The organism is Nocardia rhizosphaerihabitans, assembly GCF_014646295.1.
Lineage (GTDB): Bacteria > Actinomycetota > Actinomycetes > Mycobacteriales > Mycobacteriaceae > Nocardia > Nocardia rhizosphaerihabitans.
In genome coordinates this window covers 128,829-153,171 of sequence record NZ_BMNE01000006.1, presented here as the reverse complement: position 1 = coordinate 153,171, position 24,343 = coordinate 128,829, and the positions used below count along the sequence as shown (strand labels likewise).

Sequence of the window (24,343 nt, the reverse complement as noted above, 5' to 3'; positions counted from 1 at the left end):
GGGGCGGTGTTCTGTTCCGGGGCTATTCGGCGGCCACATCGCGAACGAGGGCGCGCAGCTCCTGTCCGGCCGGTGTCCGGAACCAGGACAGGTGGCCGAGAAGCCAATCCTGGTAGGCGATCTCGGCGTTGCGCGGCTCGGCGGCGATGGTCAGGAAGTAGTCGATCTCGGAGAGCTCGTAGCCGATGTGCACGAGTGGGAGCAGGTCGGCGAGCAGGGTTTGTTCGGCGTCGGAGAGCGGGCGCACCGATCGGTACCCCTGGATCAGGGCGCGCACCTGATCCTCGTGGACGTGCGCCGGTCCGCCGTCACGGAGCGAAACCCAGTCCACCACCGCGCGTTCGACGGCGGTGGCCAGGTCGAAGACGGCGGTCGTGCGGTCGGCGAGACCGAAGTCGAACACCGAGGTGACCTCGTCGGCCTCCCACAGCAGGTTGGTCGGGTGCCAGTCACCGTGCGTCCACAGCGGGGCGACATCGGTGAGATCGGCTCGCAGGTCGGGGATGTCGGCGCGCCAGTCACGGTCGGCGAGGAACCGGGCGACGGCGGGGCGGCGAGCGATGTGCCATGCGAAGGCGCTCACGGCATCATTGCCGTGCATGCTCGCCACCAGTGGACGCGCGGGTCGTGCCGGTGCGTCGAAACCCGCTGCGGCCAGGTGCAATCGGGCCAGCATCGCTCCGGCCGCGGTGGCGTCACCCGCGTCGCGGTACGGCGTCCAGGAGAAGTCGGCGCGATACCGGTCCTCCCCCACGCCGGTCCGCTGAACTTCGTAGACGAAGTCATCACCGTCAGCCGACGCCGATATCCGCTGCGCCGGACGCGGCGCCCAACTCCCCACGGCTGCAAGCACTTCGGGCACCGGAATACCCCGGCTGCGCAGATGCGCCATGAATCGGTGTTCCTCGGCCAGAGCAGCCTGGTCACGCAGTCGCAGCGGAAGTCGCTTCACAACAACCTGCGCACCGTCGCTCAACCGCACGCCTACCGTCGACGACAGTGGTCGCACACTGTGCCATTCGATCTCGGCGGGTCCAGGTCCACCCCAGGTGGCGTCGACGGCGCGCGCGATCTCGTCCTCGGTCAGCGACGGCCACGTCGGCGCGGCCGTCGGCTCATCGCCCATCCCGAACACCTGGTGATCAGTCATCGCCGCCGACCGACGACCACCCGACTCCGGTCGCGGCGCCTGTTACGAGGAAGGAGAACAGCGAGGCCGGGGTCCACCGGGTGAGGTGAACGCCGAGCGCGTCCCGCATGCCGATCCCGAGATCGGTCCAGCAGACGGCCTGGGCGGCGAAGCCGAAGGTGCGCGGTGGCTCGGTGGTGGGCGGCAGCGGCGCCTCCCGGCCGGCCCGGCTGATCGGTGCGTCCGTCGTCATAACAGTTGTCAGCCTATGGGCCCGGCGACCGGATCACGCGACCCCGCGGACGTCCGGCCCTGCTCGCGTCGCGCAGGCCGGGCGACGTGGCCACCGCCCGGTCGGCGCCGATCCCCTAAGCTCCCCGTGTGAGCTTGCCCTCCCCCACTGCAGACAATCGTGCCGTCGTCACCGGCGCGTCCTCCGGCATCGGCACCGCGCTGGCCGCCGAACTGGCCGGGCGCGGTTACTCGCTGATCCTGGTCGCCCGGCGCGGTGAGGTCCTCACCGAACTGGCCCAGCGGCTGACGCTCGCGCACGGCATCACCGCCGAGGTGCGCGCGGTCGACCTCGCCGATCGGACGCAGCGGGCCGGCCTCGTCGACGAACTCGCGGTGCGCGATATCGCGATCCTGTGCAACAACGCGGGCATCGCCACCTTCGGCCCGGTGGCCGAGCTGGACTTCGCCTACGAGCGGGCGCAGATGGAACTCAACGCCACCGCCGTGCACGACCTGACCCTGGCCGTGCTGCCGGGCATGATCGAGCGCAAGGCGGGCGGCATCCTGATCAGCGGCTCGGCCGCGGGCAACATGCCGATCCCGAACAACGCCACCTACGCGGCGTCGAAGGCGTTCGCCAACACCTTCTCCGAGTCGCTGCGTGGCGAGCTCAAGGGCAGCGGCGTCAATGTCACCCTGCTGGCGCCCGGTCCGGTGCGCACCGAAACTCCCGCGCCCGAGGACGAGTCGATCGTCGACAAGATGGTCCCCGATTTCCTCTGGGTCTCCTCGGAGTACACCGCCAAGGTCTCCATCGACGCGCTGGCGCGCAACAAGATGCGCATCGTGCCCGGCCTGATCAGCAAGGGCATGAGCGTCGCGGGCAACTACGGTCCGCGCGCGATGACCGCCCCGATCGCGGGCGCGTTCTACAAGAAGCTGGGCAACTGACACCCGCCTGACGGGTTGCCACGTCAGCAACCCGTCAGGAACGTCGCCCAGGTGGTCAAAGACCCGTAAACAGCCAGTTCAGCGGCCCGCGAGCGGCGTAGTCCTGGAATCGGCCCCGCCGTCGGAGCGCGGGGGCGTCCCCAGGAGACCACCGTGACGTTGCTCGACATCTTCCCGTCGTTGCGCGCGACCACCGTGCCGCGGCTCGACCCCGCGGTCTGGCCCGCCGACACCCACTACGACCCCGACGGCCGGATCACCCTCGGCGCGGTGGCACTGGCCGATCTCGCCGACCAGTTCGGAACTCCGGTCCACGTGGTCGACGAGGCCGAGGTGCGTGAGCGCTGCCGCGCCTACCGCAAGTACTTCCCCGACGCCGAGATCGTCTACGCGGGCACCGCGTTGATGGTCGGCGCGGTGGCGCGCTGGGTCGCCGAGGAGGGCCTGTCGGTGCAGGTCGGGTCAGCGGGCGAACTGTCGGTGGCGCTGGCCGCCGGCATCGATCCGCGCCGGATCGTGTTGCACGGCAACGGCAAGACCTTCGACGAACTGCAGACCGCGGTGGGCTGTGGCGTCGGCCGGATCGTGGTCGGCTCACTCACCGAGATCACCCTGCTGGCCGCGCTGGCGACCACACCGCAGCAGGTGCTGTTGCGTGTCGCGCCCGGCATCGAGGTGCCCGGCGGCCCCCAGTTCGGTTTCCCGCTCGGCGGCGATTCGTTCGAGACCGCCGTCGCCAGGATCGCCACGCGGCCCAACCTGCAGCTCATCGGACTGCACTGCCATCTCGGCGCGCAGATCCACAATCCCGACCACTACGGCGAGGCGATCCGCCGGATGATCGGCGAGATGGCCTGGATCGACAACGAATACGGCCTGCTGCTCACCCATCTCGACATCGGCGGCGGGCACGCGGTGGCCTACCGCAGCGGTGACGCCGAGCTCAACCTGCCCGAACTCGCCGACATCCTCGACGACGCACTGGACGCCGGCTGCGCGCGGCACCGCTTCCCCCGCCCCGCGCTCACCATGGAACCCGGTCGGGCGATCGTCGCCAGGGCCGGTGTCACCTTGTATCGGGTGCTGGCCGTCACCGAGACCTCCGACGGCGGGACCCAGGTGATCGTCGACGGCGATGGCGGCGGGAACGGTAGCGCGGTCGTGGTCAACAGGCACCCGACCGGCGCGCAGCCGACCGCGTCCATCGCGGGCAGGCACAGCGAATCCGGGCAGCTCATCGCCACGGGCGTGCGCCTGCCGGCCGATCTGCGGCCGGGCGAAGTGCTCGCCGTGCCGTGCACCGGCGCCTACCACCACGGGCCGGCCTCGACTTACAGCACCGTCGGCAGGCCGCCGATCGTCGCCGTCGCCGACGGCCGCGCCACGCAGTTGCTGCGCCGGGAAACGACCGCCGATCTGCTGATGCGCGAATTCGCCGAATAAGCCGGGATTACTGCCGCCACCGGTCTGGTGGCGGCACCGTCGCGCGCCTACTATCAGATGAGTCGGGGAAAATCAACCAACTCGACACGACGCGCCGAGTCCGAGGACGAGCGCGCCGGAAAAGGCAGCCATGAAGATCTACAGAACCCGAGAGGTCGGTCTACGCCGACTACTCATGAGTATGGCAGTGGCCGGCGCGGCCGTCACCTTCCCGCTGACCATGGCGACCCCAGCACTCGCCCTGCCCGCCGCCGTCCCAGACCTGGTACAGACCGACCGCGGACGGTGCGACGACTGGAACCGCGGCTACGGCTACGACCGCTGCGACCGCAAGCACCGCTGTGACTACAACTGCGACCACAGGCGCTGTGACAACGACTGGTACGGCCGCGGCCATGACCGCTGTGACCGCGGCCACGGCGGCTACAACAACTGGTTCCCCTGGGGCTGGTTCGGCAGCAGCTGAGCCGAACTCCGCTAACGCCGCCGGGTCCCGAAGATGCTTCGACTGATCTCTCGACCGGCGGCGCTGGCCGCTGACCGCAGGAAGCTCTTCACCGCCGGATTCTTCATGATCCGCTCGGCCGCCGAGTCCTCCTCCTGTTGTGCCTCCGAGCGACCCGGCGCCTGCGGCGTCTCGGGCGCCGGATTCGCGGCGGCCACCCTGGCCAGCAACATCTCGTAGGCCGACTCCCGATCGATGCTCTGCCCGTACTTACCCTGCAGGGCACTCGACAGCGCCGTGGATTTGATCCGGTCGTCACCGATCGTGTCCATCAGCGAGCGCGGCGGCGCGATCTTGGTCCAGGCGACCGGCGTCGGCGCGCCCTTCTCCGAGAGCACGGTGACGATCGCCTCACCGGTCCCCAGCGAGGTCAGCGCCTCCTCCAGGTCGTAGACGGTCGACTTCGGATAGGTCCGCACCGTCTTCGCCAGCGCCTTCTGATCGTCGGGGGTGAAGGCGCGCAGCGCGTGCTGGATCCGGGCGCCGAGCTGGGACAGCACCGGATTCGGGATGTCGGTGGGCAACTGGGTGCAGAAGAACACGCCGACACCCTTGGACCGGATCAGCTTCACCGTCTGCTCGACCTGCTGCAGGAACGCCTTGGACGCGTCGGCGAACAGCAGGTGCGCCTCGTCGAAGATGAAGATCAGCTTCGGCTTGTCGACGTCACCGACCTCGGGCAGCGTCTGGAACAGATCCGCGAGCACCCACATCAGGAAGGTGGAGAACAGCACCGGCCGCGCCGCCTGCTGGCCGAGCTCGAACAGCGTGATCACGCCCTGCCCACCCGCGGTGCGCAGCAGGTCGGCCGGGTCGAGTTCGGGTTCGCCGAAGAACGTGTCGCCACCCTCGGCCTCCAAATTCACCAGGGCGCGCAGGATCACGCCCGCCGTCTGCGCCGAGACACCGCCGATGCCCTTGAGGTCTTCCTTGCCCTCGGGGCTGGTGAGGTGGGTGATCACCGCGCGCAGATCCTTCAGATCCAGCAGCGCGAGGCCACGCTGATCGGCCCAGTGGAAGATGAGCCCGAGGGTGGATTCCTGGGTGTCGTTGAGGCCGAGCACCTTGCTGAGCAGGATCGGGCCGAACGAGGTGATCGTCGCCCGGATCGGCACGCCGATGCCGCCGGTGCCGAGCGAGACGAACTCGGTGGGGAAACCGCTCGGCGCCCAGTCGCTCGCGCCGGTCTCGGCGGCCCGGTCGCGGACCTTCTCGTTGTCCTCACCCGGTTCGCTCAGCCCCGACAGGTCGCCCTTCACGTCGGCCATCACCACGGGAACGCCTGCGCGGGAAAGCTGTTCGGCGATGCCCTGCAGCGTCTTGGTCTTGCCGGTGCCGGTGGCGCCCGCGACGAGTCCGTGTCGGTTCATCATCCGCAGTGGAATGCGCACGCGTGCCGCGGGATCCGCCGCACCGTCGACCATCACCGTGCCGAGCTCGAGCGCCGGTCCGTCGAACGCGTAACCCGCCGCGATCTCGCCGGCCTCGCCGGACGTGGTAGCTGATCCGGTGCCCGCGGCGGCGGCTTCCTTCTCGGCGGCCTCCGCTGCCGCTGCCGCTTCGGCGGCGACCCGCGCGGCTTCCTCGGCCGCCTTGCGTGCCGCTGCCGCCTTCTCCTGGGGGGTGGTCATTCGCGCGTCCTCCGTCTGGTCATGACTGCCGTACGCAAGAAATGCTCGAAACGTCTGCGGGGAATTCCAAGCAAACTGTATCGCCCGTTAGGGTGGCTCAGGTGTCCGACAAACTCTTGGTCTGGATGGATTGCGAGATGACGGGGCTCCGTCTCGACAGCGACAAGCTGATCGAGATCGCCGCGCTCGTGACCGACAGCGACCTGAACATCCTCGGTGACGGTGTCGACATCGTCATCCACGCCGACGACGCCGCCCTCGCCTGCATGCCACCGGTCGTCGCCGACATGCATGCGAAATCCGGTCTCACCGAAGAGGTTCGGCGTTCCACCGTGACCATCGAGCAGGCCCAGGCCGAGGTGCTCGACTACATCCGCCAGTACGCGCCCACCGCGCGCACGGTGCCGCTGTGCGGTAACTCGATCGCCACCGACCGCGGCTTCATCGCCCGCGACATGCCCGAACTCGACGAGCACCTGCACTACCGGATGGTCGATGTGAGTTCGATCAAGGAGCTGTGCCGCCGCTGGTACCCCCGGATCTACTTCGGCCAGCCGGAAAAGGGCCTCGCGCACCGCGCCCTGGCCGACATCAAGGAATCCATCCGCGAGCTCGAGTACTACCGCCGCACCGCGTTCGTGCCGCTGCCCGGACCCTCCACCACGGAGATCGCGGCGGTCGCCGAAGCCGTCACCGAGGCCATCGATGTCACCGGATCAAGCCCCCGACCAGCGGATTAGGGCTTGGGGGCTGAGACAAGCTAGTATTTACCGCGCCGGTGAATAACCGGTGATGGTGACTGTAGTTCAGTTGGTAGAGCACCAGGTTGTGATCCTGGCTGTCGCGGGTTCGAGTCCCGTCAGTCACCCCGAACAGAAGGGCCGGTCCGCGAGGACCGGCCCTTCTGCGTTTCACCGGGACTGGCGGGGATGTCACAGTCCCCGGTCCTCTGTCGTCGACTCGGTAGACACACCGAGAGAAACGAGGATTCGGCCATGGGTATCGACGAACTGCGCGGTGCCGTCCGCGGGACGGTGTTCCTGCCGGGCGACGAGGGCTTCGACCAGGCGGCCCGACCGTGGAACGTGGCGGTGACGCAATCGGTCGCCGCCGTCGTGCAGGTCGCCGACGCCGACGACATCGCGGGCGTCGTGCGCTACGCCCGCCGCGCCGGCCGCACCGTGGTGACCCAGCCGACCGGCCACGGCGCGACCGGCGACATCGAGAACGCGATCCTCGTCCGCACCGGCAAGCTCGACAGCATCGCGATCGACCCCGACCGGCGGCTGGCGCGCGTCGGTTCCGGCGCGCAGTGGGGACGGGTGCAATCCGCGGCCGCCGCGCACGGCCTGTCCGGGCTGGCGGGCAGCAACCCCGTCGTCGGTGTGACGGGATACACCCTGGGCGGCGGGTTCGGCTGGCTGGCCCGCGCGCACGGCTGGGCGGCGAACGCGGTCCGCGCGATCGACCTCGTCGACGCCGCGGGCGAACGGACGCACCCGTGGCCCCGCTGCTCAACATCCAGATCCGCGGGCTCGGAGGCGCACTGGCCCAGAGCGGCCCGGACGACGGCGCGCGCGGCAAGGTCACCGAGCCCTACGCCCTCTATCTGCTCGGCCTCGGCCTGCCGCACCTGATCGACGACGTCACCGCCGGATTCGCCACGATCCTGGACGGACTCGGCCCGCACATCACCGGCACCAAGCCCTACACCTTCCTCGCGCCCGGCGAATCGGCGAGCGCGGCCTTCGACGAGGCGACGCTGACCCGGCTTCGCGAGCTCAAGCGGGTCCGCGATCCGCACAACGTCCTGCGCGCCAACTTCCCTGTGCTGGAGTGACAGTCACCCGGCGACGCGGCCGGCCCGGTGCCTGCGCACCGCCGACCGGTTCGCGCACGCCGGGCTGCAGAAACGCTGCCTGCCGTTGCGCGAGGTGTCGGCGTACACTCGCGCGCACCCCTCGGCCGCGCACTCACCGAGCCGGTCCATTCCCAGTCCGGTGAGGTGCAGTGCGGTGCCGACGGCTATCAGCGCGGCGACCTGGCGATCGGTCGGCACCCCGGGATCGCGGAAATGCAGGTGCCAGCCGTCGCCCGCGTGGTCGGTCAGGCGGGGCGCCGACGCGTACTCGGCCAGCAGCACGTTGAGCATCGCCGCGCGTTCGGTCCGATCCGCACACGCCACCACCCGCCGCCAGCGCGCCAGAAACGCCGTCACCGACGCCAGATCGTCGTCCGTCGGCGCTTGGGATAGGACCAGCCCCGCCGCCGCACAGCGCCGCCCCAGCTCCGCGGCACTTCCACACGGTTCGTTGAGCAGGTCTACGCCGAGCTGCACCGGCTCCCGCCCGTAATGGTTGTAGTGCACAATGCCATTACATCAGACTCGAAGCATGAACAGCCACACCACGCACACCTGGCGGATCGAGTCCTGCCACCGGACCAGCGAGGGCCTCATCGCCTATCAACGGTGCCGCTGCGGGGCTCGACGAGTCGTCGGCGGCGACCCCGGCGTCAGCATCTCGGCCGAACTCCACGGCGCCGACCGCGGGCTCGCCGCCACGGCGTAGCTCGCAGGTGGCCGGTGCCATGACGAACGTCACGTTTGACCGCTACACTCTGGACCACTGCCCAGATGTGGGGCATATCTCGTCAGCGTTCGACCGGAAAGACCCCTTGATGAAGCGTTCCACCGTCGTCGCCGCCTTCGCGGCCGCCACCGCGCTCGGCCCGATCGCGGGGACCGCGGCGGCCGAGTCACCCGGCCTGCCCCTGTCCCCGTATGTCGCCGCCGCGCCGACGGCCACCGGCGATTTCGGCCTGCCCACCGAGCAGCCCGAGTCCGGCTCGGCACAGAGCGGCTCCACCACCGGCGTCGAGACCACCGGCTCCTCCGGCACCGGCTCGGCCGGCCTGCCCAACCTGGACCGGCTGCTCTTCGGCGGCCGCATCCTGTGCGGCGCGCTCGGCAGCGCGCTGGCCGTCGCGGGCGAGGCGATGATGGACTGCAGCGACCTGCCGACCCCCGCCTGAACTACCCGTACACAACAAAGGGCCACCGGAAATTTCCGGTGGCCCTTTGCTTTTCGCGTCGACCAGGCGCGGATCAGGCGACGTCGGCGTTGCCCGCCTTCCATTCCGGCCACGGAATGTTCCAGTCGCCCAGACCGTCGACACCGGACAGGGTGCCGCCGACGGTGTTCTTGATGATCGTGATGTCACCACGCTTGGCGTTCTCGTACACCCAGCGCGCGTTCGCGGGGCTCAGGTTCAGGCAGCCATGGCTGGCATTGGAGTAGCCCTGCTGCCCGATCGACCACGGCGCCGAGTGGAAGAAGATGCCGCTGTAAGAGATTCGCGTCGCGTAGTCGACCGGCGTGCGGTAGCCGTCCGGCGAGTTCACCGAGACGCCGTAGGTCGAGGAGTCCATGATGATCTTCTCGTGCCGGTCGCTGACGATGTAGATGCCGTTGTCGGTGGGCGTGCTGTCCTTGCCCATCGAGGTCGGCATGGTCATGATCACCTGGCCGTTGCGCTCCACCGTCACCTGGTGGGTGTTGTCGTCGGCGGTGAAGATCTGCGCGTCACCGATGGTGAAGTACGAGTGGATGTTGTCCTGGCCGTAGAGCCCCTTGCCGAGGTCCTTGCCGTAGACGTTCACATCGATGGTCACCTTGGTGCCCGGCGCCCAGAAATGCTCTGGCCGCCACCGCACTTCGCGATTGTTCACCCAGTAGAAGGCGCCCTCCACCGCGGGTTCGGTGGTGATCTTGATGGCGTCCTGCGCGGCCCGCCGATCGGGGATGTTCTCGTCGAACTGGATGGCCACCGGCTGGCCGATGCCGACGACTTCGCCCTCGCCGGGAAGCAGGTAGGGCTTGGTCTGGCTGTTCGGCGAGCTCGTGGTGAAGCTCAGGGTCGTCGAGTTCACCCCGCCGAGACCGATCGCCGACGCGGTCAGGTTGTAGGTCTTGCCGTAGCCGAGCACCTCGGTGGTCGCCCAGGAGCGACCGTCGCCCGCCAGCTGCCCGGAGACCGGACGGCCTTCCTTGTTCGTGAGCGTGACCTCGGTGAACTTGCCGTCCTCGACCTGGAAGGCCAGCGGCATGCCGGGCGAGACGCCGACCTGACCGTCCTTGATCGTCGAGACCAGCTTCGGCTTGATCAGCTCGGTGATCGGGTTGCGGTCGATCGCGACCTCGACCCCAGCTCCCTCCGCCGCCGAGCACGCCGACGCCCCCAGCGCGAACACCGCGAGCAGTGCCACCGGAACGATCGTCCGCAGCGACCGATGTCGCCCCCGCGTCTTACCCATGTCAACCCCGTTTCCGTACCGACGCAATAACGTGTGTGCGCCGCAGATCCCATCGACGCCTATCGCTCGTGCCATCCGCGTCGACGGGGGCGGTCGAGATCGTCGTCCCGCCATTCTGCCAGCCCGCCCGGTCGTGACCAACGGGATAGACCCCGCGACACGACCAAGTCACAATCGTTAGATACGTGCCGGGGCCCGGATCGTTAACACTTCGAAGAGGTCCGCATTGTCGCTGGTCAGGGCCCGATTTCACTTTCCGGCCCCAAGCCTGTTAATGTTTGTTCCGCACCGGAGAGCGGGGCGAACGGAGAAGCCGAGAGGTTCTCTCCTAGAGTCGCGATCCGAGCAAACCAAGCGCCATTAGCTCAATTGGCAGAGCAGCTGACTCTTAATCAGCGGGTTCGGGGTTCGAGTCCCTGATGGCGCACAGCAGACCGCATCCCGGCAGTTACCGAAACTGCCGGGATGCGGTCTTTTCTGCGTCCGGCCCCCGGGTTCGACAACGGTCACGAAGCCGTTATCGAATCGACCTGGACATCGGCGTGCAACGCCACAGCAGTCCCGATCCGGACACGCTGGAGCTGCGCAAATGATCGTGAAACCTGATTTGGGCAAACTTTTTCTGTGACGCGTGGCACATCCGTAACAGCAGCAAACCCCCTGCATACATAACGATTCCGCAACTGCCCGGTGGAGCAACCAAGATCGTCAGCGTTTGCCGTTCAGGTTTCGTTCACCTTGCGTTAACCCATCGTGACCATTCTGCAATCAGGTCACAAACAGACCTGCGGTTTGGTTAGCCCGGGAGTATCCAACTTCCTTCAGCCCCGAACAGCGCGTGGTCTCCCCGCAGCCAGCTGTGGAGCACCGTGCGGCGCGCGGACTGCCATCGAGCGTCCGACCCCGACAGCGTCGCACATTCCCATACAGGACAGAAACAACACATCGCCTGACCGGCGTGCGCCGCTGCGCGCGCTGCGCGATCCACCGCGCCCCCACCAGGGCCTGCGTCGCCAGACAGAGATGAAGGAACAGAAAAGCAATGCTCAACAAAGACAAGCTCAGCACCGTTATCGGCCGTCGTTCGCGCCGTGAGGCGTTCACCGTGGCGGTCGCCGCGGTCGGTCTGGTCGCCGTAGCCGCGTCCTCCGCCGTCTCCTTCGCCGACGACAGCGTGCCCGAGCGTGCAGCCATGGTCGTCGAGCAGGCGGAGAGCATCCCCGCCGTCGGCGCCGCCCCCGCCATCGAGGCGATCCCGGCTCCGGCCCCCGCGCCGGAGGCCGCTCCCGCCCCCGCGCCTGCTCCCGAGGCCGCCCCGGCCCCGATGCCCGAGCCCGCCCCTGCCCCGCCGGTGTACGCGGACAACCTGGACGGCTGGATCCGTCAGGCCCTCGACATCATGGCCGCCAAGGGCATCCCCGGCACCTACGAGGGCATCCACCGCAACATCATGCGCGAGTCGACCGGTAACCCCCAGGCGATCAACCTGTGGGACTCCAACGCCGCGATGGGCATCCCCTCCAAGGGCCTGCTCCAGGTGATCGACCCGACCTTCGCCGCGTACCACGTCGAGGGCACCCCGTTCGACGTCTGGAACCCGGTTTCCAACATCGTCGCGGCCTGCAACTACGCCGCGCACCGCTACGGCTCGATGGACAACGTCAACAGCGCCTACTGAGCCACCTGACGGGTGAACGCCCGCGCCCCGGTCATCGCCGACCGGAGCGCGGGCGTTCGTCGTAGGATTGTCCTGTGCCAGACAGCGCCGATCAGGCACCCGATCACGCGCATTCCGACGCGGCCACCGCGAGCCGCGCCACCAAGGCCCGCCGCCTGGCAGGCTACGCGTGGTCCCGCGATATCCGCGGTGCCGAACTCCTCGACCTGCCGGCGTCCACCCTGCGCAAACTCGCCAGGGCCGCCGACACCAATCCACCCAGCACCGGCGAGACCTGGCAGGTGGTCGCGGACCTCCTCGACCAGAAGGACGCGTGGGCGGCCCGCAACCCCGACCACGCGGCCGCGGTGCGCACGCACGCGGACGAGAAGCTGCTCTGGGTGAAACCACCCTTCAAACCGTGGGCAGCCGAGTCCTGAGCCTGCGCGGAGCGGGCACGGTCAGGAGACGACGAGGCCGATCGCCAGCGCGAACATGATCGCCGCGATCAGCGAATCGAGAACGCGCCACGCGGCAGGACGCTCGAACAGCGGTCCCAGGCGACGCGCGCCGTAACCCAGCGCCAGGAACCAGACGACGCTGGCGACCATCGCGCCGGCGGCCAGGAACCAGCGATCCGGACTCGCGTAGGTGCTCGCGAAGGAACCGAGCAGCACGACCGTGTCCAGGTACACGTGCGGATTGAGCCAGGTCAGGGCCAGGCAGGTCAGTACCGACGCGCCGACGGCCACCGAGGCGCCCGCGGCGTCGGCGATCAGCGCCGACGAACTCATCGCCCGCCGCACCGCGAGCACCGCGTATCCGAGCAGGAAGGCCGCGCCCGCGTACCGGGCGACGGTCACGATGGCAGGCATCGCCTCGACGACCGTCCCGAAGCCCGCAACCCCTGCCGCGATCAGCACGATGTCGGAGAGGGCGCACACGGCGATCACCGGCAGCACGTGCTGCCCGCGCACGCCTTGACGCAGCACGAAGGCGTTCTGCGCGCCGATCGCCACGATGAGCGAGAGCCCGAAGCCCAATCCGGAGAGGGCGGCCAGTGCCGCGGAAGATGCCGTCACGTCTTTCGACGTTAAGAGACCATCAATTTTCAGGCCAGCTAATGATTCTTCATTACCATTAGAATTGCTTATGTGGAGCTACAGCTGGACCAATTGCGGGCGCTAGACGCCGTGCTCACCGAAGGCACCTTCGAGGCGGCCGCGCGGCGGTTGAACGTCACCCCGTCGGCGATCAGCCAGCGGATCAAGGCGCTGGAGGAATCGGCCGGACTCATTCTGGTGCAGCGCTCGAAACCCGTGCGCGCCACGGAATCCGGGCTCGCCGTGCTGCGGTTGGCGCGCCAGGTCGAGTTGCTCACCGGCGACACGGCCCGCGAACTCGGCGGCGCCGGTCGCGCTGTCGGCCCCGCCAGGATCCCGATCGCCGTCAACGCCGATTCGCTGGAGACCTGGGTGATGCCCGCGCTCGCACGGGCACGTGGCGATAGCTATTTCGAACTGCATCGCGAGGACGAGGAACACACCACCCAGCTACTCCGCGACGGCACGGTGATGGCCGCGATCACCTCGACCGCGACCCCGGTGCAGGGCTGCAAGGTCGAACCGCTCGGCGCCATGCGGTACCAGCCACTCGCGACGCCGGATTTCGTGCAGTACTGGTTTCCCGACGGCTCGCGACCGGGTTCGTACGCGAACGTGCCGATGATCCAGTTCGACCGCAAGGACGATCTGCAGTTCCGGCACGTCCGTCTCCAGTCGTCCCGGCCGATCGATCCGCCGACCCATTTCGTGCCGTCCTCCAATGCCTTCGGCGACGCGGTGCGGCTCGGGATGGGCTGGGGCATGCTGCCCGATCTACAGACCGAAAAGGACAGGGCCGCGGGAACTCTCGTCAACCTCAACGGGCGGGCCCACATCGACGTGCCGCTGTACTGGCAGCAGTGGAAGCTCGACTCGCCCGCACTGAGCGCCGCGGCGCAAGCCATCGCGGCCGCTGCGGCGACCAAGCTGATCCAGCCGTCGTAGGCGCGGATCGGCCAGGGTCGGTCACGGCGATCATGCGGGTCGGGTACGGAACTGTCTGCGGTAGGCGGTCGGGGTGAGGCCGGTCGCGGCAGCGAGGTGGGTGCGCAGGTTCACCGCGGTGCCGAGGCCGCTCGCGCTCGCGACCTGCTCCACCGAAAGCTCGCTTGCCTCGAGAAGGCTACGGGCGTAGTCCAGGCGACGGGCGGTGAGCCAGGCCAGCGGGGTGCAGCCGAGTTCGGCACGGAAACGCCGATGCAGGGTCGCCACGCTCACACAGCCGACGGCCGCGATATCCGCGACCGTAATAGGTTCGGTCGCATGATGTTCGGCCCACTCCACCGTCGCCGCCAGTGACGGACCGGGATCGCGGGGCACCGGGCGCTCGATGAACTGGCGCTGTCCGCCCCTGCGGTGCGCGGCGAAGACGAGACGGCGCGCGACCGCGGTGGCGATCTGCGTACCGTGGTCGCGGCCGACCAGGTGCAGGGCCAGGTCGAGCGCCGCCGCGCTGCCCGCGGAAGTGAGAACGTCGCCGTCGTCGATGAACAGCACGGCATCGTCGACCTCGGTGTCGGGGAACCTGCGCCGGAATTCGGCCGCCCACTGCCAGTGCAGGGTGACGGTGCGACCGGTGAGCACCCCGGCTTCGGCGAGCGTGAACGCCCCGCTGCACATGCCGACCAGCCGCGCTCCGCGCGCATGCGCCCGTGCGATCGCCCCGAGCACGGCCGGATGGCGTGCTGTCTCGGTGTCCGGGCGATTGGGCACGATCACGGTGTCGGCGGAGTCGAGCAGGGTGAGGTCGGCCAGGCCGGTCATTGTGAAGAAGTTCTGCCGCATCGGCACCTCGCGCCGGTGAGCGCAGAGCCGGAAGTCGTAGAGCAGCCCGCCGACCTCGGGCCGGTCGATGCCGAACACCTCGGTCATGCAGGCCAGCTCGAACGGGTTCGATCCCTCGTCGACGAGCGCCGCGACCCGGTGCAGGCCCGGCTGCGAGAAATCTTTCGACATGTGTCATTCATCGCACTGGTCGGGCACCGAACGCAACCGCGACCATGAGGCATGACCGATCGACCGAGGAATATCGACGCCGCGCTCGCCACCTTCGACACGCTCTGGAGCCCCCGGATTCTCACGCGCGTCAACGACTGGGACGTGCGACTGGCCAAGGTGCGCGGCGAGCATCTGTGGCACGCGCACCACGACACCGACGAGTTCTTCCTCGTCCTCGACGGCACACTCGACATCGACCTGCGCGAGCGGGATAGCCCGCCACGACGAATCACCCTGCACCGCAACGACACCTACGTCGTGCCGCGCGGTGTCGACCACCGCCCGTCCTCTGCCGACGGCGCGACGCTGCTGTTGTTCGAACCGTCCGGAACCTTGACCACGGGCGACTACGCGGGTGAGGTCCCCGACCACATCACCGCGACAACAGGCACCGCACTCGCCTGAATCGGCGCGCACGAGGCCGTCCGCAACTGCCGCGGGGTCGTCAGCTCAGTCCGCGCTCGCGGCGAAATACGCGGTGCGCACGGCGACTTGCGGTGGTGGTGGGAAGTCCGGGTTACCCGAGCCGAGCGGGCCGACGGCCACCTGCCAGGTGCTCGACGAGGTGTCGATCGCGGTGCCGGCGTTCGACGGTTGCAGGACCACGTCGTTGCCACCGGTGCAGGAGTACGCGCCGACCAGTCCGTCGGAGCGGCCACCCCACGCACCGCCGACACGGATGCGGCAGTGGCGGCCGTCGGCCAGTTCCAGCGCCCAGGGTTCGGGGGAGTCGGTGCGGCCGACGGGGGTGAGGGGCGGAGTCACCGTATAGCGACGCAGGGTGCGCTGCCAGGGGTCGTTCGCGCACAGGAGGGTGGTGTTGCCAGGCGGGGCCCAGCAGACATCGGCCGAATCGGCGGAGGCGCCGCAGCCGGAGTAGATGCCCGGGGTGTTCGCCGAACGGCTGGGCTCGGCGTACTTGCAGTCCAACGCGCCGAACGGGTCGGGGGTGGTGACGGTGAACCCGTCGCTGGGCTGACCTGCGGCGTTCACGGCGACGACCGAGATGATGGTGGTCGCCGGCCCGGGCGACGGAGTCGACACGGTAGCCGGTCCTGCCGAGGTGGACGTGACGGGAACCGCGGGCGCCCCCGATTGTCCGCTCGCCTCGGCATGCGTCGCCGTCACAGACGACGTCGGCGAGTCCTCGGACGGCGCGGACGAGCACCCGACGAGCACAACCACACCCACCGCGGCTACGACACCGGCACACCTTGCTCGAACGTTCATGGCCACCCCTCGGTTCGACGAGTTCCGCCCCTCGACTGTGCATCGGCCCGATGCGCGAAACCGTTAGCCCGGCAGCGATGTTCGATCGTCGCTCATCGCGATCACCTTCTCCGACAGCGACCGCAGAGCCATGCTCTCCCGCTGGGTCAGCCGGTCGACGAACAGGTCACGCACCAGCTCGACATGCTCGGGCGCGGCCCGGCCGAGGACCGCGCGGCCCTCCTCGGTCAGCGAGACGACGATCCCGCGGGCGTCGTCCTCGGCGGGTCTGCGGTCGACGAGTCCGCGCGCCGCCATCCGGGCGAGCTGCTTGGAGAGCCGGGATTTGTCCCAGCACACCTCGCCCACGAGTTCCTTGGCCCGCATGCACCCGTGCGGCGTCGCCGACAGCGGCACCATCAGCTCGTAGTCGGCCATCGACAGACCGTGCTCGGCCAGGCCCGCCGCGATCGCCGCGTCCAGACGCTGGCGCATGCGGATATAGGCCTGCCAGGTCTGCTGCTCTTCCTCGGACAACCATCGGGTCACGGGAATGATCCTAGAACCCATTTGGTTGACATGGAAACAAAGCGACCGCAGAGCCATCCAGGAGGCGCATCCCATGCCCGCAATCACCGTCGACGACATCATGGTGCTGCCCCGGCTGCCCCGCCCCGATGTCACCGAGACCCAGCGACCGGTCCGCCAGATCGTCACCGCGTCACGCCAGCAGGAAGGCGCGGGCTTCGAGGTGACCCGGCCGTTCCCGAGCGTCGACCTGCGCTCGGCCGACCCCTTCATCCTGCTCGACCAGATGGGTCCCGTCGCCTACGAGCCGTACGAGGCCAAGGGCGCGCCCTGGCATCCACACCGCGGCTTCGAGACCGTCACCTACATGCTCGACGGCACCATGGTCCACCACGACTCGCAAGGTGGCGGTGGCGTCATCAGCGAGGGCGACACACAGTGGATGACCGCAGGCTCCGGCATGCTGCACGACGAACTGCCCGAGGAGAAGCTCGTCATCTCCGGCGGCACCTTCCACGGCATCCAGCTGTGGGTCAACCTGCCGCGGGCGAACAAGTTCGCCACCCCGCGCTACCAGGACCTGCGCGCCGGTGAGCTGACCCTGGTCAGCTCACACGACGGCGGTGCGCTCGTCCGCGTCATCGCCGGTGAGCTCGCCGGTTTCGCCGGACCCGGCTCCACCTACACCCCGATCGCCTACGCCCACGCCTCGCTCGTACCCGGTGCGCAGCTGGAAACTCCGTGGCCCAAGGACTACACCGCCATGGCCTACGTGCTGTCGGGCAGCGGCACCGCCGGCGTCGATCGCAGGCCGATCGGCACCGGGCAGCTGGCGGTCTTCGGCAAGGGCGACGCGATCACGCTGACCGCCGACACCACCCAGCACAGCACCACCGGCGATCTCGAAGTCCTGCTGCTCGGCGGAATCCCGTTGCGCGAACCGGTGATCCAGTACGGGCCGTTCGTCATGAACACCCGCGAGGAAATCATCGAGGCCATGGAGGATTTCCAGGCGGGCCGGATGGGCACCGTCCCGGCCGAACACCGCACCGGCCGGCGCCTGGGCGAATAACCGACCGCCGGTCGCGGGGATCTGGTAGGGCTCGCGCGGTTGACAACCGGACGCCCCGTCACAAAGGTGGACGGGGCCGCCCGACCACCAAGTGTCCGGGCCCACAACCGAACCGCGCCAGACATAGAGGAATCAATGAACGTTCGCCGGCTTACCGTCAGCCTCGCCGTCGCAGGGCTGTCCCTGCTAGCCGCCCCCGCCGCCCACGCCGATATGGCGACCGGGTCCTCGGGCACCGGCTCTTCCAGCTTCGACTCCATCCTCAACGCGACCGGCTCGGCCAACCTGGTCCAGACCGGTTCGGCGGGCGGTGCCTTCCGCAGCTGCGACGAGGCCATCGCCGCGGGCCGCGCCCCTCTGTTCCGTGGCGAGGCGGGCTACTCCCCGCACCTCGACCCCGACGGTGACGGCTTCGCCTGCCCCACGGTCTGAGGTAGTACCGAAAAAAGAACACCCGATGTGGCCGCAGCCGCATCGGGTGTTCTTTTTGTGTCGCCGGAATTCAGCGACGGAAGATCTTCACCAGGACCAGGCCCGCCACCAGGGCGCCCGCACCGATCAGTGTGTATTTGACCTTCGGCTCGTTCAACTTGGCGACCACGATCGCCTTGGTGTCGTCCGCGATCCGCTGCGGATCGGCGCGCACCGCCAGTTCGTCGAGCGTCGTCGCCAACCGGGCGCGCGCGATTTCGATCTCGCGCTCGATCCGGTCGGTGTCGTCCTTGGCCACCGTCACCTCCAGTATGTGTCTGCTCGCCGACGAGTCTATCCATGCCTTCGCCGGACCCGGTCGGTTACCGTGCGGTGGTGACCGACAACCATCGCCTCTCCCCCGGAGACACCGCACCCGATTTCACGCTGCCCGACGCCGACGGCAAAGATGTGTCGCTGTCGGACTACCGCGGACGCAAGGTGATCGTCTACTTCTACCCGGCCGCGAGTACCCCCGGCTGCACCAAGCAGGCCTGCGATTTCCGCGACAATCTGGCCGAACTCGGCGGCGCTGGCCTCGACGTCATCGGCATCTCGCCGGACAAGCCCGCCAAGCTGGCCAAGTTCCGCGACGCCGAGGGCCTGAACTTCCCGCTGCTGTCGGACCCCGAGCGCGACGTGCTCAAGGAGTGGGGCGCGTTCGGCGAGAAGATGATGTACGGCAAGACCGTCACCGGCGTGATCCGCTCGACCTTCCTGGTCGACGAGCAGGGCAAGATCGAACTGGCCCAGTACAACGTCCGCGCCACCGGCCACGTCGCCAAGCTGCGCCGCGACCTTTCGGTGTAGCAAGTCAGTCGAAGGTGCGGATGAAGACCTCGTAGCCGTCCAGCAGCCGCGCCAGACCGAACTCGAAATCGGCTTTGTCCCAGTCGATCTCGTCGTCGTAGAAGGCGGAGGCGGACAGCGCGGCCGACACCGAGGGAAAGCGCTGCGGGTCGAGCACCCTGGCCATCACCGAGGCGAAGTCGCCGTCCTCCTCCGTCTGCAGGTCCCGCACGGCCCGGCGCTTGCCCATCACGAACATCGACAGGTTCATCACGAGCTGGAGCTTGATCGGCTCGGGGACCGCCGTCTCGCCCAGTAGCCGCAGACCGGCGTCGAGCCAGGCCATGTTGTTGGGCCCCATCGGCGGCCGGTTCAGCGGGATGTCCACCCACCACGGGTGGCGGCCGATCCGCTCGAATTCCGCGCTCGCCCACTGTTCGAGACCGGGCCGCCACGGGGTGTCCGCCGCGATCGCGGGCGGCTCGCCGACCACCCGATCCATCAGCAGGTCGATCAGCGTGTTCTTGCTGTCGACATAGCGATACAGCGACATGGCGGTGAAGCCGAGTTGCTTGGCGACCCGGTTCATCGACAGTGCCGCGTACCCCTCCGCGTCGGCCACCGCGACGGCCGCGTCCAGGATCTGATCGAGGGTGAGTCCGCGCCGTGGGCCGCGCGCGCCGGGCTGCTCGAGCCCCCACATCAGCTCGACCGATTTCGGTAACGCCGTGTCGCCGGACGTCGTCATCTGCTCCCTGCCTCCTCCGCTCGCCTCGACTCTAGCGGTGCCGCCTCTTGCGTCCATGAACTGCTTACTCTATAAACTATGTTTATCTCATAAACAGTTTTTCGATCGGAGAACTCATGACGCTCGAACCATCGCCGGCGCTCTCGGTCCACCGGCTGCGCAAGGCCTTCGGCGCGCGGGTCGTGCTCGACGACCTCGACCTCGAGGTCGCACCCGGCACGGTCTTCGCCCTGCTCGGACCGAACGGCGCGGGCAAGACCACGCTGGTCCGCATCCTGGCCACTCTCGTCCGGCCCGATCACGGCGACGTGCGTGTCTTCGGGCACGACGCCGTCCGCGAGGCCGACACCGTGCGCGGACTGATCGGCGTCACCGGGCAGTACGCGGCCGTCGACGGCGTCCTCACCGGCGCCGAGAACCTGCGGCTCACCGGCAGGCTGCTGCACCTGGGCACCGCCGAGACCCGGCGCCGCGGCGCCGACCTGCTCGACCGCTTCGCGCTCACCGATGCCGCCGACCGGCCGGTCTCCGCCTATTCCGGCGGCATGCGCCGCAGACTCGACCTCGCCATGAGCCTGATGGGCAGGCCGCGCCTGGTCTTCCTGGACGAGCCGACCACCGGCCTCGACCCGCGCAGCCGCCGCGACCTCTGGGCCGCGACCCGCGAGCTCGCGGCCGAGGGCACCACCGTCTTCCTCACCACGCAGTACCTCGAGGAGGCCGACCAGCTGGCCGACCGGATCGCCGTGCTCGACGGCGGGCACATCGTCGCCGACGGCACGCCGGAGGAACTCAAACGCCTCGTCCCCGGTGGCCACATCCGGTTCCGTTTCGCCGACCAGCGCCTGCTCACGGCCGCCGCGCACGCCGTCGGCGAGCACGGGCACCGCGACCCGGAGCAGCTGACCCTGCAGGTGCCCTCGGACGGCAGCGCGGTCGAGATCAAGCGGCTGCTCGACCGTTTCGCCGAGCTCGACATCGCCATCGACCAGCTCAGCGTGCACACCCCCGACCTCGACGACGTCTTCTTCGCCCTGACCGGCCGGGTCCACCGGGCCGTGTCGGCCGCCTGAACCCCCACCGAAACGAGACCGACCATGACCACCCAGTCCCCCACCCCGTGGGCCCTGCGCACCGCCCAGGACTCGATCACCATGCTGGACCGCAATATCCGGCACACCGTGCGCAGTCCCGACACGATGATCATGACCATCGCGCTGCCGGTGATGATCCTGCTGATGTTCGTCTACGTCTTCGGCGGCGCGATGGACGCGGGACCAGGGCCCTACATCGACTACGTGGTGCCCGGAATCATCCTGCTGTGCGCGGGTTTCGGCGCCTCGACCACCGCGGTCGCCCTGTCGACCGACCTGGCCGAGGGCATCATCGACCGGTTCCGCACCATGGCCATCGCCCGGTCAGCGGTGCTCACCGGGCATGTCGCCGAGAGTGTGCTGCGCAATCTGCTCACCTCCGCCGTCGTGATCGGGGTGGCGGTGGTGCTCGGCTTCCGGCCGACCACCGATCCGCTGCGCTGGCTGGGCGTCCTCGGGGTGCTCGCGATGTTCGTCTTCGCGCTGTCCTGGCTCGCCGCGGCCCTCGGCCTGCTCGCCCGAAACCCGGAGGCGGCCAACGGCTTCACCTTCTTCTTCATGTTCCTGCCGTACGTGAGCAGCGCGTTCGTGCCGACCGAGACGATGCCGACCTGGTTGCACGCCTTCGCCGAACACCAGCCGGTGACCCCGGTGATCGAGACGATGCGCGGCCTGCTCATGGGCACGCCGATCGGGGACAGCGCGCTGCTCGCCGTGCTGTGGTGCGCCGGCATCGCCGTCGCCGGCTATCTCGCCGCCGGTGTGTTGTTCCGACGCCGAACCACCGCCTGACGACGGAAACGAGCGAGGGGCCGCGCGGTGTATCGCGCGGCCCCTCGCGGGAGCTGACTCGGTCGGCCGTTGCGTCAGTCGGCCGATTCCGTACGCGGGCCGTCCGGCACCGGCGCCTGGGCGGGCTGCATCCCCATCGGGATTCCCGTGCCAGGCAGGGTCGGCGCCGCGGCGGGAGTCTGCGGGACGAGCGGGGCCGCGGGTTCCAGTGGCAGCGGATCATCCTGCGGCGCATCGCCGTACAGCTGGGTGGGGTAACCCAGCGGGAACTGGCTCGGGTCGATCAGCTGCGGGTTCGGCGACACCGTCTCGTAGGGCGAAGTGTCCCCCGGCTCCGTCGCCGGGCTCACCTCCAGCCCGCTGCCGGAGCCGATACCCCCGGCCGAGCCGGTCTCCGCCGGACCGGTGTCGGCGGTCTCGTGCATCTGGGGTCCCCGCGGCCCGATCGAACCGGCCGGGCTCGCACCCGGCTCCGAGGACACCGCGGTGTTGTCGACCCCCTGCGTCCTGTCGTTCATCACCGCGTAGGCACCGCCCGCGACCAGACCACCTGCCAGCAGGCTCACGGCCGCGGCGACCATGGCCATGCCCCGATTGGAATGCGCCGCGACCGCGACCGGCACGTCGGTGGCGTCACCGAGCGCGACCAACGCGGCACCGGCGGCCGGGGCGAACGGCGCCAGCCGGCACGGCAGCACCGGCACCCCGAATCCGGCGGCCGCCTCGCGCACCGCGGGTGCGTCGGCCGACGAGCCGACGAGCACCACCGCGCCCGGTCGCACCGAGGCCGCCTCGAACTGATCCCACGCCGTCGACACCCCCGTGCGCAGCGCGTCCGGGGTGGGCGCGCCGGTCTGCGCGTAGGCGGCGAGTACCCGGTGCCTGCCGGGATCGAGCAGTGTCATCGCCTGGTAGCCGGGCACCGCCTCGTAGACCAGCAGGTTGTCGAACTCGTCGAGCCAGGTCATCGCGCCCGCGACGAACAGGTGCGCCGACTTGGCCGAGACCAGCGAGGCGGTGTGCCAGGGCGTGGCCGCGAGCCGGGTGACGATCGCGCGCCGCTCGGCCGAATCGCGGTAACTCACTGCCACCCCGGCGATCTCGTGCTCGTCGTCTAGTTCGGCGGCCATCGTGTCCAGTGCCACCTGCACCGCCGCGGCGATCTCCGCCTTGCTGTCCCCGCCCGCACGCACGGTGCGCCGCAGCAGCATCCGGTCGGTGAGCGTGTCGCCCGCTTCCGCGAGCGCCACCGCGTGCACGGCGCCTCGCTCGGTGCTGACGCCGAGAGTGATCACAGATCCTGCAGCCACAAGTCTTGCCTTCCCACGGGGGCAGATAACTTCGCGGTAGGTCGGTTGCGGTGAGAGATCACCGCGAATAAGCCTGCGGATGCACGCACGCTCATCTGATGATTCGTCACCAGCCCGGACCTGGATGGGAGGAATTTCGCCCAGTTGTTGACACGCTGTCGGTAGACGCGTGTCGCGGATGTGTGTATACCGCTAGCCTGGATGGGTGGAAGTACACGCGCAGGCCCGGTCCAAGCAGAGCCGTCCGGACCCTGCGCTGGAGTTGCAGGACGACCCGCAGGAGCTGATGCCGCGCAAGCGGCCGACCCAGGAGCGCAGCAAGCGCAAGTTCGACGCCCTGTTGCAGTCGTCGCGGGAACTGCTCGTCGAGGTCGGCTTCGAATCGTTCACCTGTGAAGAGGTCGCGCAGCGCGCCGAGGTGCCGATCGGCACGCTCTACCAGTTCTTCGCCAACAAGTACGTGATCGTCTGCGAGCTCAATCGGCAAGACCTGGTTGCGGTCTCCCGTGAGCTGGCCGACTTCCACGGCGAGATCCCCTCGCTGGACTGGTTGCGGCACATGAACCAGTTCGTCGATCACCTGGCGAATCTGTGGACCACCGATCCCTCGCGCCGCGAGGTGTGGCTGGCCATGCAGTCGACCCCGTCCACCCGGGCGACGGGCGCCCTGCACGAGAAGGAATTCGCCGAGGTGGTCTCGCAGATGCTGCGGCCACTGACCCCGCGCACCCCGCGCGCCCGGCGCACGATGATGGCCGAGGTGCTCGTGCACGTCGTGTACTCGATGCTGAACTTCTCGGTGCAGGACGAGCAGTCCAATGCCGACGCCGTCGCCGAGCTGAAGCGACTGATGGTCGCGTATCTCCTGGTCGCGGAAAAAGAATCGCGGACCGCCCAGGACTGACGGTCCGCGATTTCTAGCGGGTTGTTTCCCGACCCTCGATGAGGTCGGCCAGTTCGCCCGGGTCCTCCAGCACCACCATCGCCGCGGCGGTGTCGCCGTCGTGGGTCAGGGACAGGTGGACTCGCGCGCGGGGCAGGAACTCCGCGGCCAGGCCGTGCAGTTTGATGCTCGGCCTGCCCCACGCGTCGTTGACGACTTCGATCAGCGGATACGGGTTGTCCCCGATCTGCGGGCTGCGCGCGAAGCGAGACGATGCCCAAGCCTTGAGCACCGCCTCCTTCGCGGCCCAGCGTGCGGCGAAGCTGCGGGCCGGGTCCGTCTGTTTGCTCTGGCAGTAGCGGCGTTCACCAGCGGTGAAGCTCTCCCTGAGCATCGTCGTCCCCGACCGTTGCAGCTGCTCGGCGAACTCGGAGATGGTCACCAAGTCCAAACCGATACCGAGAATCGTCACGAACCGGCA

30 protein-coding genes and 2 tRNA genes are annotated in these 24,343 nt (G+C 68.8%); 19 read left to right on the top strand and 13 right to left on the bottom strand.

Features of this window, described 5'->3' with window-relative positions; genetic code table 11:
• Positions 1 to 22 precede the first annotated feature (22 nt).
• Both IEY60_RS24995 and IEY60_RS24990 read right to left on the bottom strand, forming a co-directional pair.
• Positions 23 to 1,150 (bottom strand): phosphotransferase enzyme family protein, encoded by a 1,128-nt coding sequence (locus IEY60_RS24995; protein WP_189032899.1) that lies wholly within the window; start codon positions 1,148 to 1,150, stop codon positions 23 to 25.
• Positions 1,143 to 1,382 carry a hypothetical protein gene (locus tag IEY60_RS24990; protein WP_189032897.1) on the bottom strand — a complete coding sequence of 80 codons (240 nt, stop codon included), beginning with the start codon at positions 1,380 to 1,382 and terminating at the stop codon, positions 1,143 to 1,145. Before IEY60_RS24990 ends, IEY60_RS24995 begins: the two co-directional genes overlap by 8 nt.
• Positions 1,383 to 1,510: 128 nt before the next feature.
• Here IEY60_RS24990 and cmrA point away from each other — a divergent pair, with 128 nt between their 5' ends.
• From cmrA to IEY60_RS24975, 3 genes are all read left to right on the top strand, one after another.
• Positions 1,511 to 2,314 carry a mycolate reductase gene (gene cmrA, locus IEY60_RS24985; RefSeq protein ID WP_189032895.1) on the top strand — a complete coding sequence of 268 codons (804 nt, stop codon included), beginning with the start codon at positions 1,511 to 1,513 and terminating at the stop codon, positions 2,312 to 2,314.
• 153 nt (positions 2,315 to 2,467) lie between these two features.
• Positions 2,468 to 3,757: a diaminopimelate decarboxylase family protein gene (locus IEY60_RS24980; protein WP_189032893.1), complete on the top strand. Its 1,290-nt coding sequence runs from the start codon at positions 2,468 to 2,470 to the stop codon at positions 3,755 to 3,757.
• 175 nt (positions 3,758 to 3,932) lie between these two features.
• Positions 3,933 to 4,223, top strand: coding sequence for a hypothetical protein (locus IEY60_RS24975; RefSeq protein WP_189032891.1), 291 nt, complete (start codon positions 3,933 to 3,935; stop codon positions 4,221 to 4,223).
• An 11-nt stretch (positions 4,224 to 4,234) separates the two neighbouring features.
• Here IEY60_RS24975 and IEY60_RS24970 read toward each other — a convergent pair whose 3' ends face one another.
• On the bottom strand, positions 4,235 to 5,893 hold the full coding sequence (locus IEY60_RS24970) for a helicase HerA-like domain-containing protein (protein ID WP_189032888.1): 1,659 nt from the start codon (positions 5,891 to 5,893) through the stop codon (positions 4,235 to 4,237).
• A gap of 101 nt (positions 5,894 to 5,994) precedes the next feature.
• Here IEY60_RS24970 and orn point away from each other — a divergent pair, with 101 nt between their 5' ends.
• The 3 genes from orn to IEY60_RS24955 all read left to right on the top strand — a co-directional run bounded on the left by orn (position 5,995) and on the right by IEY60_RS24955 (position 7,530).
• Complete coding sequence (gene orn, locus IEY60_RS24965; protein WP_189032886.1) at positions 5,995 to 6,633, top strand: oligoribonuclease; 639 nt, start codon at positions 5,995 to 5,997, stop codon at positions 6,631 to 6,633.
• A gap of 55 nt (positions 6,634 to 6,688) precedes the next feature.
• A tRNA-His gene (locus IEY60_RS24960) sits at positions 6,689 to 6,761 on the top strand.
• Between the two features lie 127 nt (positions 6,762 to 6,888).
• Positions 6,889 to 7,530, top strand: coding sequence for an FAD-binding oxidoreductase (locus IEY60_RS24955; protein WP_229740098.1), 642 nt, complete (start codon positions 6,889 to 6,891; stop codon positions 7,528 to 7,530).
• Between the two features lie 206 nt (positions 7,531 to 7,736).
• Here IEY60_RS24955 and IEY60_RS24950 read toward each other — a convergent pair whose 3' ends face one another.
• Positions 7,737 to 8,261: a CGNR zinc finger domain-containing protein gene (locus tag IEY60_RS24950; RefSeq protein ID WP_189032884.1), complete on the bottom strand. Its 525-nt coding sequence runs from the start codon at positions 8,259 to 8,261 to the stop codon at positions 7,737 to 7,739.
• Positions 8,262 to 8,286: 25 nt separating this feature from the next.
• Here IEY60_RS24950 and IEY60_RS24945 point away from each other — a divergent pair, with 25 nt between their 5' ends.
• Together IEY60_RS24945 and IEY60_RS24940 are read left to right on the top strand one after the other, a co-directional pair.
• Positions 8,287 to 8,463, top strand: a complete 177-nt coding sequence (locus IEY60_RS24945; RefSeq protein ID WP_189032882.1) for a hypothetical protein — start codon at positions 8,287 to 8,289, stop codon at positions 8,461 to 8,463.
• Between the two features lie 109 nt (positions 8,464 to 8,572).
• The gene (locus IEY60_RS24940) at positions 8,573 to 8,926 is read left to right on the top strand and encodes a hypothetical protein (RefSeq protein ID WP_189032880.1); all 354 of its coding nucleotides are present in this window, start codon (positions 8,573 to 8,575) and stop codon (positions 8,924 to 8,926) included.
• A gap of 73 nt (positions 8,927 to 8,999) precedes the next feature.
• Here the strand turns inward: IEY60_RS24940 and IEY60_RS24935 are convergent, their stop codons facing one another.
• The gene (locus IEY60_RS24935) at positions 9,000 to 10,208 is read right to left on the bottom strand and encodes a L,D-transpeptidase (protein WP_189032878.1); all 1,209 of its coding nucleotides are present in this window, start codon (positions 10,206 to 10,208) and stop codon (positions 9,000 to 9,002) included.
• 354 nt (positions 10,209 to 10,562) lie between these two features.
• On the opposite strand from IEY60_RS24935, the gene IEY60_RS24930 reads away from it, so the two are divergent.
• The 3 genes from IEY60_RS24930 (at position 10,563) to IEY60_RS24920 (ending at position 12,305) form a co-directional block, all read left to right on the top strand.
• Positions 10,563 to 10,635: transfer RNA gene (locus IEY60_RS24930), tRNA-Lys, on the top strand.
• Between the two features lie 615 nt (positions 10,636 to 11,250).
• On the top strand, positions 11,251 to 11,886 hold the full coding sequence (locus IEY60_RS24925; RefSeq protein ID WP_189032876.1) for a transglycosylase SLT domain-containing protein: 636 nt from the start codon (positions 11,251 to 11,253) through the stop codon (positions 11,884 to 11,886).
• 74 nt (positions 11,887 to 11,960) lie between these two features.
• The gene (locus IEY60_RS24920; RefSeq protein ID WP_189032874.1) at positions 11,961 to 12,305 is read left to right on the top strand and encodes a hypothetical protein; all 345 of its coding nucleotides are present in this window, start codon (positions 11,961 to 11,963) and stop codon (positions 12,303 to 12,305) included.
• A 21-nt stretch (positions 12,306 to 12,326) separates the two neighbouring features.
• On the opposite strand, the gene IEY60_RS24915 is transcribed toward IEY60_RS24920, so the two are convergent.
• Positions 12,327 to 12,947 (bottom strand): LysE/ArgO family amino acid transporter, encoded by a 621-nt coding sequence (locus IEY60_RS24915; protein WP_229740097.1) that lies wholly within the window; start codon positions 12,945 to 12,947, stop codon positions 12,327 to 12,329.
• A gap of 72 nt (positions 12,948 to 13,019) precedes the next feature.
• Between IEY60_RS24915 and IEY60_RS24910 the strand changes: the two genes are divergently transcribed.
• On the top strand, positions 13,020 to 13,913 hold the full coding sequence (locus tag IEY60_RS24910) for a LysR family transcriptional regulator ArgP (protein ID WP_189032872.1): 894 nt from the start codon (positions 13,020 to 13,022) through the stop codon (positions 13,911 to 13,913).
• Between the two features lie 30 nt (positions 13,914 to 13,943).
• Here IEY60_RS24910 and IEY60_RS24905 read toward each other — a convergent pair whose 3' ends face one another.
• Complete coding sequence (locus IEY60_RS24905; protein ID WP_189032870.1) at positions 13,944 to 14,924, bottom strand: GlxA family transcriptional regulator; 981 nt, start codon at positions 14,922 to 14,924, stop codon at positions 13,944 to 13,946.
• Positions 14,925 to 14,975: 51 nt separating this feature from the next.
• On the opposite strand from IEY60_RS24905, the gene IEY60_RS24900 reads away from it, so the two are divergent.
• Positions 14,976 to 15,371: a cupin domain-containing protein gene (locus IEY60_RS24900; RefSeq protein ID WP_189032868.1), complete on the top strand. Its 396-nt coding sequence runs from the start codon at positions 14,976 to 14,978 to the stop codon at positions 15,369 to 15,371.
• Positions 15,372 to 15,416: 45 nt separating this feature from the next.
• Here the strand turns inward: IEY60_RS24900 and IEY60_RS24895 are convergent, their stop codons facing one another.
• On the bottom strand, positions 15,417 to 16,010 hold the full coding sequence (locus tag IEY60_RS24895; RefSeq protein ID WP_229740096.1) for a hypothetical protein: 594 nt from the start codon (positions 16,008 to 16,010) through the stop codon (positions 15,417 to 15,419).
• Between the two features lie 249 nt (positions 16,011 to 16,259).
• A complete protein-coding gene (locus IEY60_RS24890) occupies positions 16,260 to 16,724 on the bottom strand; it encodes a MarR family winged helix-turn-helix transcriptional regulator (protein ID WP_229740095.1) in 465 nt (154 codons plus the stop codon).
• 73 nt (positions 16,725 to 16,797) lie between these two features.
• Between IEY60_RS24890 and IEY60_RS24885 the strand changes: the two genes are divergently transcribed.
• Positions 16,798 to 17,775 (top strand): pirin family protein, encoded by a 978-nt coding sequence (locus tag IEY60_RS24885; protein ID WP_189032862.1) that lies wholly within the window; start codon positions 16,798 to 16,800, stop codon positions 17,773 to 17,775.
• Positions 17,776 to 17,910: 135 nt separating this feature from the next.
• Positions 17,911 to 18,207 (top strand): excalibur calcium-binding domain-containing protein, encoded by a 297-nt coding sequence (locus tag IEY60_RS24880; RefSeq protein ID WP_189032860.1) that lies wholly within the window; start codon positions 17,911 to 17,913, stop codon positions 18,205 to 18,207.
• 70 nt (positions 18,208 to 18,277) lie between these two features.
• Here IEY60_RS24880 and IEY60_RS24875 read toward each other — a convergent pair whose 3' ends face one another.
• Entirely contained in the window at positions 18,278 to 18,511 is a 234-nt protein-coding gene (locus IEY60_RS24875) for a DUF3618 domain-containing protein (RefSeq protein ID WP_373291758.1), read from the bottom strand.
• Positions 18,512 to 18,582: 71 nt separating this feature from the next.
• On the opposite strand from IEY60_RS24875, the gene bcp reads away from it, so the two are divergent.
• On the top strand, positions 18,583 to 19,056 hold the full coding sequence (bcp, locus tag IEY60_RS24870) for a thioredoxin-dependent thiol peroxidase (protein ID WP_189032858.1): 474 nt from the start codon (positions 18,583 to 18,585) through the stop codon (positions 19,054 to 19,056).
• Positions 19,057 to 19,060: 4 nt separating this feature from the next.
• Here bcp and IEY60_RS24865 read toward each other — a convergent pair whose 3' ends face one another.
• Positions 19,061 to 19,783 carry a TetR/AcrR family transcriptional regulator gene (locus tag IEY60_RS24865; protein ID WP_189032856.1) on the bottom strand — a complete coding sequence of 241 codons (723 nt, stop codon included), beginning with the start codon at positions 19,781 to 19,783 and terminating at the stop codon, positions 19,061 to 19,063.
• A 116-nt stretch (positions 19,784 to 19,899) separates the two neighbouring features.
• Here IEY60_RS24865 and IEY60_RS24860 point away from each other — a divergent pair, with 116 nt between their 5' ends.
• Positions 19,900 to 20,856 (top strand): ATP-binding cassette domain-containing protein, encoded by a 957-nt coding sequence (locus IEY60_RS24860; protein ID WP_189032854.1) that lies wholly within the window; start codon positions 19,900 to 19,902, stop codon positions 20,854 to 20,856.
• Between the two features lie 24 nt (positions 20,857 to 20,880).
• Entirely contained in the window at positions 20,881 to 21,669 is a 789-nt protein-coding gene (locus IEY60_RS24855) for an ABC transporter permease (protein WP_189032852.1), read from the top strand.
• A gap of 74 nt (positions 21,670 to 21,743) precedes the next feature.
• On the opposite strand, the gene IEY60_RS24850 is transcribed toward IEY60_RS24855, so the two are convergent.
• A complete protein-coding gene (locus IEY60_RS24850) occupies positions 21,744 to 22,979 on the bottom strand; it encodes a hypothetical protein (RefSeq protein ID WP_189032850.1) in 1,236 nt (411 codons plus the stop codon).
• Between the two features lie 286 nt (positions 22,980 to 23,265).
• Between IEY60_RS24850 and IEY60_RS24845 the strand changes: the two genes are divergently transcribed.
• Positions 23,266 to 23,883, top strand: a complete 618-nt coding sequence (locus IEY60_RS24845; RefSeq protein ID WP_229740149.1) for a TetR/AcrR family transcriptional regulator — start codon at positions 23,266 to 23,268, stop codon at positions 23,881 to 23,883.
• Between the two features lie 13 nt (positions 23,884 to 23,896).
• Here IEY60_RS24845 and acpS read toward each other — a convergent pair whose 3' ends face one another.
• Positions 23,897 to 24,334, bottom strand: coding sequence for a holo-ACP synthase AcpS (acpS, locus tag IEY60_RS24840; RefSeq protein WP_189032848.1), 438 nt, complete (start codon positions 24,332 to 24,334; stop codon positions 23,897 to 23,899).
• Positions 24,335 to 24,343 lie beyond the last annotated feature (9 nt).

What these genes read in the sequence shown, in the direction of transcription:
- IEY60_RS24995 (WP_189032899.1), bottom strand. Translation starts at nt 1,150, where the DNA reads ATGACTGATCACCAGGTGTTCGGGATGGGCGATGAGCCGACGGCCGCG.
- IEY60_RS24990 (WP_189032897.1), bottom strand. Translation starts at nt 1,382, where the DNA reads ATGACGACGGACGCACCGATCAGCCGGGCCGGCCGGGAGGCGCCGCTG.
- IEY60_RS24975 (WP_189032891.1), top strand. Translation starts at nt 3,933, where the DNA reads ATGAGTATGGCAGTGGCCGGCGCGGCCGTCACCTTCCCGCTGACCATG.
- IEY60_RS24970 (WP_189032888.1), bottom strand. Translation starts at nt 5,893, where the DNA reads ATGACCACCCCCCAGGAGAAGGCGGCAGCGGCACGCAAGGCGGCCGAG.
- IEY60_RS24955 (WP_229740098.1), top strand. Translation starts at nt 6,889, where the DNA reads ATGGGTATCGACGAACTGCGCGGTGCCGTCCGCGGGACGGTGTTCCTG.
- IEY60_RS24945 (WP_189032882.1), top strand. Translation starts at nt 8,287, where the DNA reads ATGAACAGCCACACCACGCACACCTGGCGGATCGAGTCCTGCCACCGG.
- IEY60_RS24940 (WP_189032880.1), top strand. Translation starts at nt 8,573, where the DNA reads ATGAAGCGTTCCACCGTCGTCGCCGCCTTCGCGGCCGCCACCGCGCTC.
- IEY60_RS24935 (WP_189032878.1), bottom strand. Translation starts at nt 10,208, where the DNA reads ATGGGTAAGACGCGGGGGCGACATCGGTCGCTGCGGACGATCGTTCCG.
- IEY60_RS24925 (WP_189032876.1), top strand. Translation starts at nt 11,251, where the DNA reads ATGCTCAACAAAGACAAGCTCAGCACCGTTATCGGCCGTCGTTCGCGC.
- IEY60_RS24905 (WP_189032870.1), bottom strand. Translation starts at nt 14,924, where the DNA reads ATGTCGAAAGATTTCTCGCAGCCGGGCCTGCACCGGGTCGCGGCGCTC.
- IEY60_RS24900 (WP_189032868.1), top strand. Translation starts at nt 14,976, where the DNA reads ATGACCGATCGACCGAGGAATATCGACGCCGCGCTCGCCACCTTCGAC.
- IEY60_RS24885 (WP_189032862.1), top strand. Translation starts at nt 16,798, where the DNA reads ATGCCCGCAATCACCGTCGACGACATCATGGTGCTGCCCCGGCTGCCC.
- IEY60_RS24880 (WP_189032860.1), top strand. Translation starts at nt 17,911, where the DNA reads ATGAACGTTCGCCGGCTTACCGTCAGCCTCGCCGTCGCAGGGCTGTCC.
- IEY60_RS24865 (WP_189032856.1), bottom strand. Translation starts at nt 19,783, where the DNA reads ATGACGACGTCCGGCGACACGGCGTTACCGAAATCGGTCGAGCTGATG.
- IEY60_RS24860 (WP_189032854.1), top strand. Translation starts at nt 19,900, where the DNA reads ATGACGCTCGAACCATCGCCGGCGCTCTCGGTCCACCGGCTGCGCAAG.
- IEY60_RS24855 (WP_189032852.1), top strand. Translation starts at nt 20,881, where the DNA reads ATGACCACCCAGTCCCCCACCCCGTGGGCCCTGCGCACCGCCCAGGAC.
- IEY60_RS24845 (WP_229740149.1), top strand. Translation starts at nt 23,266, where the DNA reads ATGCCGCGCAAGCGGCCGACCCAGGAGCGCAGCAAGCGCAAGTTCGAC.